Annotated in this window: 6 protein-coding genes; 5 read left to right on the top strand and 1 reads right to left on the bottom strand. The window is 45.1% G+C overall.

Features of this window, described 5'->3' with window-relative positions:
* Position 1 precedes the first annotated feature (1 nt).
* The 5 genes from A7K91_RS07855 (at position 2) to A7K91_RS07875 (ending at position 11,502) form a co-directional block, all read left to right on the top strand.
* Positions 2-5,692, top strand: a complete 5,691-nt coding sequence (locus A7K91_RS07855; protein WP_068681401.1) for a hypothetical protein — start codon at positions 2-4, stop codon at positions 5,690-5,692.
* Positions 5,689-7,287, top strand: a complete 1,599-nt coding sequence (locus A7K91_RS07860) for an S-layer homology domain-containing protein (protein WP_068681403.1) — start codon at positions 5,689-5,691, stop codon at positions 7,285-7,287. The genes A7K91_RS07855 and A7K91_RS07860 overlap by 4 nt, the downstream gene beginning before the upstream one ends.
* A gap of 210 nt (positions 7,288-7,497) precedes the next feature.
* On the top strand, positions 7,498-8,592 hold the full coding sequence (locus tag A7K91_RS07865; RefSeq protein ID WP_082967300.1) for a helix-turn-helix transcriptional regulator: 1,095 nt from the start codon (positions 7,498-7,500) through the stop codon (positions 8,590-8,592).
* Between the two features lie 18 nt (positions 8,593-8,610).
* Entirely contained in the window at positions 8,611-10,272 is a 1,662-nt protein-coding gene (locus A7K91_RS07870) for a DUF6138 family protein (protein ID WP_068681405.1), read from the top strand.
* 96 nt (positions 10,273-10,368) lie between these two features.
* Entirely contained in the window at positions 10,369-11,502 is a 1,134-nt protein-coding gene (locus A7K91_RS07875) for a GDSL-type esterase/lipase family protein (protein WP_068681407.1), read from the top strand.
* 125 nt (positions 11,503-11,627) lie between these two features.
* Here A7K91_RS07875 and A7K91_RS07880 read toward each other — a convergent pair whose 3' ends face one another.
* Positions 11,628-12,146 carry a DinB family protein gene (locus tag A7K91_RS07880; protein WP_068681409.1) on the bottom strand — a complete coding sequence of 173 codons (519 nt, stop codon included), beginning with the start codon at positions 12,144-12,146 and terminating at the stop codon, positions 11,628-11,630.
* Between the last annotated feature and the right edge of the window lie 111 nt (positions 12,147-12,257).

The raw sequence follows: 12,257 nt of genomic DNA on the forward strand, positions 1-12,257 counted from the left end.
AATGACAATTTATAGATTATTAAAACGCAGCTTGGCTGCAACCCTTGCTTTAGCCATGCTATTCGGCGTTGCCAGTTTCCCCGCTCGTGCAGATGCTAGTAATACGGATTATTCCATTGCAAATGAATTTATGAAGTATTCTATAAACTCAAAAACGGGTGGTTTTTCAATCGAAACCATTGACGGACATCCGCAAAAAGCGTTCGACAACAACCTGCCGCTTCTTTATAGGGAAGATACGGCAAGGAGCAACGGAACATCCTTCACAACCGTTCGGATCGACGGCAAAGATTATATTTTTGGTCAGGAGTATGGCTGGTTTGGAATAGATACCAAGCTGCATGAACCTGTCGTTTCCGAGCAAGGAAGGCTTTTGACCATCGCATGGGACATCAAGGGGTATACCATCACGCAGAAGGTGTCTATTTCGATTGATCCTAACAACTCAAGAGCCGGAAACATTGGTATTTCCTATGATGTGCAAAATAACAATGCTAAAGTTGGAACAGTGGGTATTCGTCTTCTTCTGGACAACGCGCTTGGTTCACAAATTGATTCGCCTCATGTTTTAGTTGACCCAACGCAACCAACCATCGTTGAAACCGAATATAGCGGCGACAATCTTCCGCAGCAAATTAGATATGTGGATTCTCTTTCGGCTTCGGACAAAATGGCTTATGCCCTTTTGTCCGGCTGGAGCGGCAAACAAGACGTAAACGTTGATAAAGTGATTGTGGGTCACTGGGTTAATCTTGCAAACACAAGATATGATTATACGCCAAACCCTAATGTCGACTTTACCAATTATTCAAACAAATATTTAGTTCCCGACACGGCAACTGCTTATTATTGGAACGAAAAATCAATTGAGCCAGGTGCAGTCAGAATTTCCGAAATGCTCTATGGGATCGGCAACTTTTCCGATCAGACCCAAAAGGAGCATATTTCGATAGGGATTCAAACCGAAAACGTAGTATTGACTAACGACAAAAAAGCATATGAAAACAATGGTGTTTTCAAAGCTGCCGTAACCATTGACAATAGTGTCTCGGGAGCGAGAGAACTCCTGGAACCTGTTGTGAAGCTTAGCCTGGATGAGGGACTTGTTTTTGCGGCAACGAATACACGGGAATACAATGTGCAAATTACGGGCGGTCTTAACATTGGAACGGTGTTTGATATTCCGAATGTTGAAATTATCGCAGAGGCTCAGCCTATGATAACCTCCAAGCGTTTAATCGTTTCGTTAAATGCAACGGAAATTATTGATTCCAGCACACATAAACTGGTTGACTATAGTGCGAATACAAACATTTTGATTCCTGCGGTCGAAGGAAAAACTCCGGAAGTTTCAATGAAGCATGTTTTCCCGGCGGCCGTTTATTATGAAGGCGACAAAAATATTACGGTTTCAGGGGATATGAAGGTTTTGGATGAGGCCCTTTCGGGAAGCGATGGATGGAGTCTTTACCTTGTTTCATCTTCAAGCGGCGAGGCTGCTTTGATTGACAAAAGAAAAATAAGTTTTATTGAAGAAGGTCAAACGCTTGCGTTTTCAACGGATCAAACGTTGGCAGTTGGCAAGCATGATATAGAATTTAGATTTACAAATCAGCAGCTAATTGATGCCTTTGGTACAAAAATCAAAGCAACAACTACATTGGATGTCACAAATAATGTAGCGGATAAAAGTGCAAGTTATGGTATTGTTTCGCTTGTTCGTTTAACTAATGCTTCGAACAACAGACAGTTGTATGACTACGTTAGTTTTGCAAACGAAGATGTCATGAAGAAATTTTTATCTGGCGATGTAAAAAGAGATGGCCTTCTTCATAAAAACATACAATTTGAAGAGGATAAAACAGAAATTTTGTTGACGCTTCGCGGGAAAGTCAGGTTGATGGGTACGGGCACAGAGCAATATTATTCGGCTAGTAAAGCCGATGGCGACATTACCATCAATAACATTTTGACCTATGACAGCAACGAAGCGCTTAAGATGACCGTTAATAACAATGGTGCAAAGCTGGAAGGCGACGGTACCATCAAAGTGATTAACTCTATCAATATTTGGCACAACAAGTGGCATTATGAAGTCGAAAATGGAACCAAATACAGCCTGGATGGGGAGGCTGTTTCCGAGGATGAGGCACAAGCGCTTGAGCTTAAGCTTGGAGACGCCGGAACCATGCTGCAAAATATTGCGGGTTTTTTGATCAATATTAAATACGGGGTTATGACCCAGGATGATGATGATTTCGGAATTAGCTTTGGCGGAAGGATTTCACTTCCTTTAAAGGCTCCTGATCCATCGCAGGGCGACGAGCCTGATGAATATAAAGGCTCATTAACGGCAAACGTTGAAGATGTTCTCTATGGAAGTAAAGACGGTGACATCGGTTTTCGCGGCGTTAACACAACGTTATCTGTCGACCTGCCGGAAGATATATTAGGCCCATTAGTAGGAAACGAGGTTGGCGCTAAGGCCGAAATAACCATTAACACCATTGAAGATATTTATAGCATTGATGCTGGTGTTAAGATAACCGTACTGGAAGTAGAAGGGTCATTGGCACTAAAAAAGGTTTCGATTAACTCTGTTCCCAAAATGATGCTTGATAAAATTACGTTCTTTTTAGCATCAGATAATACGAGAATTCCAGTGGTTTCGCCTTATGTATTTATCATGGGACTTGGCGGAGGCATATCAAACCTTGCAGACACCATTGCTGGAGAACCGGCAGGCCAGCTGCCGCCGCTTACGATCCATCTGCAAACAAGGCTTTTAATTAATCTCATTATGGTAGGCGACTTTAAGCTGGATGCAAAGCTATCCGGGCTGTCCATTGAAGGTTCCGCCCATCTTAATGGCGACGATGATGGACGAATTTTAAATATTCAAGCGGGAATGAATATTCAATGGATATCGCCTTTTCAGCTAAATGCCTATGGCAGCATTAGCATTCACGCCGGAATTATTCGTGGCGGCATCACGATAAAAATTACGGAAGATTATTTTTATGGGTATGTTTACGCAGGACTGTTCATTCCGGATTCCATCCCGTTTGTGGGAGGCAAGGAGATTGGAGGAGTCGAGGCAGCTGTTTCATCCGACTTTGTTGGCGCAAACTTTAAGGTCATCGGAATCAAGCTTGGCTTTATCTACTATTGGAACGGCGACCTAAGCTTTGGCGGATCGATTGACCTCTCTTCAAGAGGGAAGGCCGTTCACTATGTCCAATCGGAAGCGCTAGACGAAAACGGCAACCTTGTGCCCACCACCATGGCATATGGAACGAATATGAGAAGACTCGCTACAAAGGCAGTGGCTAAAACCCGAGCCGGGAATGGCGTTACCAAAGAGGTTAGCCCGGCAACAAAAGATTCACTTCTGTTTGAAATCCCACTTCGTGGATTTGTTAAACCTTCTGCATCCGAAATCATTGTCACCAATCCAGATGGGACGAAACTGACAATGGTTGAAGACGATGATAAAGGCAACGGAAACTATCTGGTTCAATCTTTAGATGGCGTTAATTATTTGTATATTTCAATCACTGATCCCTCTCTTGTTGTTGCGGGTAACTGGTCCATTTCAGTTGCAACGCCTGATGTTTATATCGACAACTTTGAAGTGAACAGTGTTGACGATATGCCAGAGCTTACAGGAATAAGTGCTTCAAACAGCAAAAATGAAAGCCGTGACATTAAGGTCTCCTGGACAACAGATAAGCCAAGCAACTATTCAGGTGCGCTTAATGTTTATGTCACAAGTGATCCATCAACTCTGCAATCCATTGAATCATTGAACATTCAAGATACTTCATCTTTAATTAGTATTGGCAACCTGGAATTAGATGAGATTAAATCAGGTTCGCATGTGTTTACCCTTCCTGAGTCCTTCCCTCAGGGGGACTATCATGTTGTTGCCATGCTTGTTAACCATCAAGGTGGAATGAGTAAGAAGATGACTTCTTCAACAGTGGCTTTCACAAATCCGCTGCTTCCCCAAAAACCACAGTCTGTTTCTGCAGTCTATAGTGGTGATGGCTATGTGAAAGTGGATGTAATGGGAAGTGACAAAACGGCAACACACTATTTCGTGGCTATCCAAGACGAAGATGGTGTTGAAGTTGAAAATTCCTTTGGTCAATTTAAGGTTGATAATGACATCATCTTAAAACCATTAGAAGACAAAACAAACCGGCCTCTATTAGAGGAAGGCAAGACTTATTTGGTTAAAGTGCAGGCTGTTAGAATTGTGGAGGATCCTCTTGCACATACGGAATACTATCGCTCAGCCGAATTTGCATCATCGCAAAGCTTTGTTATGCCTTCAATGGATAAACCTAAGCTTCTAAGCGTTGAAACAAATATAGACAGATCAAAAGAGCTCTATTATTTAAATACGGACCAACTAGAGATCACGTACACCTTCGATAAGCCTGTAAAAATGACATCTATTCTTAACACAGAAGAAAAAAGCACGCCCCAAGAGTTCAAGACGGTTTGGTCATTCCAAGAAAGTCTTGAAGACGGACAGCAATTGATTGACTTTATAGCGGTTGGTGAAAACCGTGACACCATCCAAGGCAGCAGGTCATCAGGCGCAATTGGGTTTACTGTAGACACAAAAGCACCAGCGTTACTCCTTGGCGAAGAGGTTGAAACAAGCCTAGATAAGGACAACGTTGAGAATACCGTCAGCAATCAAGTTGTTTTTGTTGGCGCGAATGGAAGCTATAGCTTCCATGGTGTAACTGAACCATCTGCAGCCTTAACGTTAGACGGAAGTTCAGAAGGAATGGTTAGAAATCCGGACGGAACCTTCGTTGTTAATCGTATAACCACAAGTGAAGACCCAGACCAAACGCTGATACTTAAAGCGGTTGACGATGCTGGAAACGAAACGGTTGTTCAGGTTTACCTTGTGAATCGTGCTTTGTCAGAGTTTGAAAGCATTAAACTCATCTCCGACCTTGAAAGCTCCGATGATCAACCGGATTACATCGAGCTTGGCATAGGCGGGAAAACGGAGCTTTCTGTTAAAGCTCTTCGTACAGTTGGCAATACCATCTTAAAAGCAGACGATGTTGTGTGGCATGTTCTTTATAATCAGAACATCATCAGTCTTTCACAGGATGGAACCATTGAAGCATTAGCTCCCGGCGAAACAGCCATCAAGGTTAGCTACAGACTTTCCGCCTTTGAAGGTCAAGATGGGGAGACGGTCTATAAAGAGCTGTCAGATGTTATCAAAATTAGTGTGAAGGACCTTGGTTATCGTTATGAAGTCCGTCAAACGCAAGGATTTTCGTTGTTCACCCTATATACTGAAATAAATATGGGCAAAGCAACGGTTGTGATTGAAGGCAACAAACAAACTCTTTTATATGACAACCTTAAGAAAGCCTATATTGGTTCTTCAAGGTCACTTGTCACAGGCGAGCAATTAACGGCCAACCTTGTTTTTGAACCAACGGTCAAATCTCCTATTCTTCTTCGCGGAGATACCAATGGCAGCGGTACTATTGATAAAAGCGATGTTTCGGCAACAATGGATGCTATTTTTAACAACGTCTACAAAGGATTTAGTTCTTCGGAAAACTGGCTGAGAGCTGATAAAAACGGCGACGGCATTGTTGACATTACAGATGCGCAGCTTACATTAATGGAGGCGCTTAGAAGATGATAAAATATTTGAAAAGTATTCTTTGCATAATGCTTCTGGCGACTGTTTTGCCATCCTATGCTTTCAGCGCAAACGATGCCGCAGACCTTGCCTATCGTGTAGACATCAAAGTAACGGATAGCTCGGGATCTCCGAAGACATCCTTCGAAGTCGGAGAAGAGGTTTTTGTTCAGCTTAGTCTTTCCTATACGGGTGCCGGAAGAGCGCCCGTCTATGGCATTCAAGGAAAGCTTCAGTTTGATTCTTATGTTCTGAAGCACACCAGTGTTAGAATGCAAAACGACATTTTAATGAACTATTCCGATGGTGTCATCAACTATATCTATCTGGATATGACTGCAGGCGGAAAAGCGGATTCCATGCTTCAGCATTTGGGAACTGCCGTTTTTCAGGCTAGAAACAGCGGAACGTTCAGCTTTTCTTTAAGTAACTTCATTCTGACCAACAGGGATGCGACACCTCGGTATATTGAACCGGTTGAAGATGTGCAAGTCATTGTTGGTTCTGGTATAAAGGAAGCTTCAAAGTCTTCACTCTATGAAGACATAGCTGCTGCAAAAGCTTACCTTGCTTCCGTTACTATCGCGGATAATCCCAAAACCATTTATAGCCCGGATTTTTGGTTTTCTACAAAATCTGCTCAAAATTTGAGGCATAGTATTGCAGAGGCTGAGGCTGTTTTGGATAAAGAAAATGCTCTGGATTCTGAAATTTCAGCAGCCATCGAAAAGCTTGGTATTGCCTTTTCCAACTTTGAAGGCTCAAAAATAATCGGTCCGAAGCGCTGGGCTGCTCCGGGAAACAACATAGCAGCTGAGCTTAAATACTCAGTGAAGGCTTCTGTTGAAGGCGGAAATGGAAGAATAGCCGATGGCTTTGAGGTTCAAACCGTTCGTGCAACCACCTCTGCCACCATCAGAATGATTCCTGATGAAGGGTATGAAACGGAATATATCTTTGTTAACGGCGAAAAGTTTGTAGGCCGTGACATCTACACCATTCCAGAGGTTAGCCGCGACACAACGGTTGTCGTTACATTTTCAAGAAAAACTCCTTTTACAGATATAGCACATGACGATTGGTTCTATTCTTCTGTAAGGTATGCTTATAACAAGGGGCTTTTCACGGGAACCACTGAAACAACATTTTCACCCTCCGGGAAAATGAGCCGTGCCATGCTTGCGACAGTATTGTATCGTATGGAAAATGAGCCGGAAGTTGAATTTAGAGATGTGTTCTCTGACGTTCAAAGCGATCGCTGGTATTCGGAGCCTGTTATTTGGGCAAACCAAAGCAAAATTGTTAACGGAAAGGGCAAGGGAATATTTGCTCCCAATGATTCCATCACCCGTGAGCAAATTGCTGTTATGCTCTATAGATACGCAAAGGGTAAAGGCTTTAACCTCGATGCCGAAAGTTCAAGCCTTATCTTCAAGGATGCCGACAAAATTTCAGACTTTGCCAAAGAGTCAATTACGTGGGCTGTGGCAAAGGGCATCATGAAGGGCAATTCTGATTTGACTCTAAATCCTTCCGGTCTTGCAACCCGAGCAGAGGTTGCCACTATGCTTCAAAGGTTTGAAGAGTTGGAATAAATTTAAAGGCTTGGCCGATGTTGAACGGTGACCCAGAAGAAGGACACTTTTAAAAAGTGACCCTCTTCCGGGTCATTTGTGCTTTAATCGGGATACAGGAAACCTAGTAGGGCGTCAGATTGATTAAGGTGAGGCTGGCATCAGATCACAATTAATATCAAAGCAGAGCACCGTGATTATGTTATTCTATCATCGAAAGGAGCCTGCGTTATGATGCGAGTTGAATTGGAGAGGGCAATTTTGTATGTTGAAGAAAATCTCGAACATGATCTTTCTCTAAATGATGTGGCGCGTTACTGTAACTATTCACCGTATTATCTTTCGGTATTATTCCATCAAAGCGTTGGGGAAACCATGAAAAGCTACATCAAAAAGCGCCGTCTTACCCGTGCAGCAGAAGAGCTTAAAAAATCGGACAGCAGCATTATCCATATTGCAATAACATACGGCTATTCCTCGCAAGAGGCTTTTTCCCGTGCATTTGCGGAAAGGTTTGGCGTACCGCCCCATAAATATAGACGGACACAAACGCCGATTCAGGAAACCTATCCTAAACACAAGCTTTCATTTTCTAAAGGAGGCGGAGAAATTATGAAGGATACCATAAAAAATTTGCAGGAGAAAATGGAAGCCAGGTACGATGTGAGCATTCTCCATGTTTTAAATGGTTCCTGCATGCTGGAGAGATTTTCAAACGAAAAGCTGATGAATAAAAATGCAACGTATGTGTCGTTTAATGAAGCGATGTGCTGGGGAGAGGCGGATACGGAGCTATTTTCGCCTGCTTTTATTAAGGCTCGAGTGCAATCCTTGCAGACAACGGAAGAAGAATACCGGCAAAAGGTGCTAGAAGCATTAGAACCTCTATTCAAAGGGGATTACGGGATTATTGTCCTGTGGTTTGGGGACGACATGTTTTGTCAGATAAATATGATGACGATTCTGGCGTATTTGGACCAAACCGGCTACAAGGGCGATGTGCTATTTTGCATGGCGCTTGAAAGACGTGATGAAATGCTGGATCATGCGTTTGAAATGGACAGCAGTGGTTATCTGGATATATACAGGGCTGTTTTGTGCAACCGCCAAAAGCCGCCAGCTGACCTGCTGCCCGTGACCTATCAAGCTGTGGATATGTATTTGAATTATCGCACGAGCGAAAGCCCGATTGTAAAATATATAAAAAGGAATGCAGGCAAGGAAAACCTCGTCGCTGAATTGTTGGCTCTATTTCCCGAATACGGGCTTGGTGATTTACAATATAAAATGATGATCGAAGAAGTTATGTATGAGGATGAGGTGTAGAAAAGGAGTGTAGGAAGCATGCATAATGCGGCAGAAGCTTTTTGGGAGGAAGTGTGGCCTTTTTATTTGAATCTGCTGGAAAAAGACAAAACGCGTATTTTTTCTTCGCCATCCCCCAGCATGTTGTATACGGGCTCGCATGATTATTTGAAATTTTCATGGCAAAAGGGCAGGTTCCAATGGGCCGACGGAACGTTCGCCATTGATCTGTACGAGCCTTTATCGTGGAGCGACAGCTCGCATAAGCTGAAGCCGGAGCTGGATTATATGAGCTATATGACGGAGGAGATATTGGCGGAGGAGGTTTTTCCCGAGCTTCAAAGACGAGTAAACGCCTTGCTGCAGGAGGCTCCTCCGGAGGAATGTTACTTCAGCCACAAGCTGGAGCTGGTGCTGGAGGTTGAGTGGAAGCAAGGAGCATTTAAGCAATCCGTGATGCTGCGGAATGAGGCTAAGCGTGAATATGTGCGTGAGAAGCTCCAGTCTTTTATTGGGCAAAAGGTGATGACGGATTCTCCGGCGAGGCCTAAGCCCGAGGATGATTTCTTTCTTGCGGATGCGCTGTTGAATCCGGAGCTGATTGAACAAAGCGAAGCCTTCACGGGAGAGATCATCGACAGGGTGACCAGCAAGCTCCAAGGCCAGAAGCGTGTAGAGGAATGGCGATCAACCTGTACAACAGCATTAAAACGGTGGGCAGAGGAGCGCTTTTTGCCGAAATATTTTAATTCCGCAGGCCATTATGGGCTGGAGTGGGAGCTTAAGCCGGAGGGGGAACGCAGCAATGCCGAAGCTAAGGAAATGGACTTTTTTATTTACGCCGCGAAAAAAATAGGTGAGGTGCAGCATGAGATTCCTGCAGCCTATTTCAAGCTGGCCATGGAATTAGGCTCGGAGCGGGCTGAGCACTATTTATTGAAGGGCAGCGGTCTTTTTCGGCATGAACTTAGCAGCGGGCTGATTCAGGCCAAAGCTAACGATATTCTGATGGTTATTGAGCTTCGTATTTTATCCGAAGAGGAGGAGGCATATCGGCAGGGGCTCCAGTATATTTGCAGCTTGCTGAGTGATGGCTTTCCTCGTTCGTACAACCTAAAGCTTAAAAACAAGGATAAAACCTTGCTGCCGATAAAAGGGCTCGCCAAATCGCAGCTTCATCGTTTTTTTGCGGCATGTCTGCACTATCCTGCTTTACATCCTGTGCTGGCCCAATATGCGGAGCTGGCTATGCAGCCTTTTGCATGGTATGGCGATGTGGAGGCCGGTGAAAAATCGGTTATGCCAGGCACTTATGCAGTGCTGGGACTAGGGCTTTACAGCACGGACTACTTCCCGCTGGTTCAGCGCTATATGGAGCAGGTTGATGAAGAGCATCAGATGGCTCATCATTATTATTTGGAGGCTTTTCTGGAAGCACATGACGCTGATCCGAAATGGATGCCGGTTATAGTGTCGATTCTCCGAAGCGTGACGGATTCAGCCAAACCGTCCAAGCTTAATTGGGTTAACACGCCGGAATTGGCTAATTCGCTGTATATGGAGCTGGAATTGCTTGAGTCATATGAAAGGGACAAAATTCTGTATCTGCTGTTCGGCAATACGGGGAAGCTGAAGAAGACGATAAAAGCTGCTGAGGCGCCTTTAAAGCAGTCGCTGGAGGCTCTATTAGAGTTTTGTTGATGAAAACCTCGCAATCATTTACAGTTATACTATGTAAACCCTTTCGAAGGGATTAGGCCCGGGCTATGAAAGTCCGGCCCGGAGGGAGATCGGCACATGAGTCAAATACCTGGCATGACGACGTACAGGCTGGATGAGCTGGAAAATGTAAAGGTGCATGGTCGTACAACGAAGGAGCGTTCGCCGCTTACTTTGTTTTGGACCGCTAGCGGAATTGAACTGAACGTAACCGGCAGCGAGCTGCTGCTTGAGATAGAAACAAACTACTCCCACTTCGAGCAGTGGATTGGCATCTGGATCAACGGAGCAGAGGTTAGCCGGATGATGCTGCCGAAGGGCAGACAGTGGATAACGGTATTTCGCGGCATGAATCCCGATACGCTAAAAAACGTAAAGGTGATTAAAGAAGTGCAGGCGATGAGCGGGGACAAAAAAAGCCTGTTTCAGCTGCATGCCGCAGCAAGCAATGGCAGCTTCCACCCCGTTGCGGAGGCAGCATGCAAGCTGGAGTTTATTGGCGACAGCATCACCTCAGGCGAAGGCATTATTGGAGCCAGGGCAGAAATGGATTGGCTGCCGATGTGGTTCAGCGCGGGACATGGCTACGCCAAGCTGACAGCCGATGCTCTCGGAGCAGATTATCGGGTGTTGTCGCAGAGCGGCTGGGGAGTGCTGAGCAGCTGGGATAACAATCCGCACTCCAATCTGCCCCGTTATTATGAACAGATATGCGGCTTGCTTCAGGGTAAGGGAAACAAAGAGCTGGGAGCGCTGCAAGGTCATGATTTTACGGAATGGCAGCCCGATGTTGTTGTCATTAATTTGGGCACCAATGATCAAAATGCCTTCTATCAGCCGGAGTGGCGAGATGATGAGACAGGAGAAGCGTTCAAGCAGCGTCTGCTGCAGGACGGCAGCTTTCATCCTGAAGACCTGGAGCGCTTCCAGCAGGCAGTCCGGCAATTCCTGGTCAAGCTGCGCCGCTGTAATCCCGATGCGTATCTGCTGTGGGCTTACGGCATGCTGGGCACCTCATTGCTCAGCGCAATTTCCAAAGCCGTCGATCACTACGTCGAAGAGTCGGGAGACCGCCGGGCGAGTGTTTTCCAGCTTCCTGAAATGAACGAAGAGGGAGTAGGCGCAAGAAGCCATCCCGGCAAGCTCGCCCATGCCAAAGCAGCAGAGGCGCTGGCGCAACGCATCGACGAGATTCTTGGGAATAATCAGTAAGAATAAGAACATGAGTAAGAACAAAAACCTCTGGCTTAGCCGGTGCCGGCATCCAGAGGTTTTTTCTAATGAGTAGAGACATGTAGGGCTTGAGGTAGTTATGATGGAACTGCTGAAAAATAGATTTATTTTGCGAGGTAGCGCTCTTTAATGATATTCAAATGATGGAGCTCGTGACCTGCAACAATATAAGCAATGGCACGAGCCGAAGCAGGATAATCGCTCATGACGCCTGTTTGCAGCCAAGCATCGGGGGAAAGCTTTTTGAGAAGCAGAAGCGACGAGTGGCGAATCGCGGCATGCTCCTCTGCAATTTCGGCAACGGTGTAGGAGTCAAAAGGATTGTTCTGCATCAGCACATCCTGGTCGTAGCCCGGTTGCGGCAGCTTGTCACCGCGCGCGATTCGGAGGAGTCGGTTAATCATGATTCTTTCGTTGTCATTAAGATGCCCCATGACTTCCTTCAAGCTCCATTTGCCGGGCTCATATCTGAAATTTCCTTGCTCCTCCGTCAGACCTGCCAGCAGCGCCTGAACGTCCTTTCCCTGCTGCTCCAGCAGCTCAACAATGCTCACCTCAGGAATAAGCCTTACATATTTTTCATAAAAAGCTCCATACTCCTCTGATGACGGTGCTCCAATCATTTTCATAGCCTCCGATTCCTATTGATTTTTGTTACTACTTAGGTGCTCTACTAAGTGAATTTTTGGAACAAACAGGAACTAAGGGCCTCGATGCCGAATGAGTCATTTAAA

It is taken from the genome of Paenibacillus oryzae, assembly GCF_001675045.1.
GTDB classification, from domain to species: Bacteria; Bacillota; Bacilli; order Paenibacillales; family Paenibacillaceae; genus Pristimantibacillus; species Pristimantibacillus oryzae.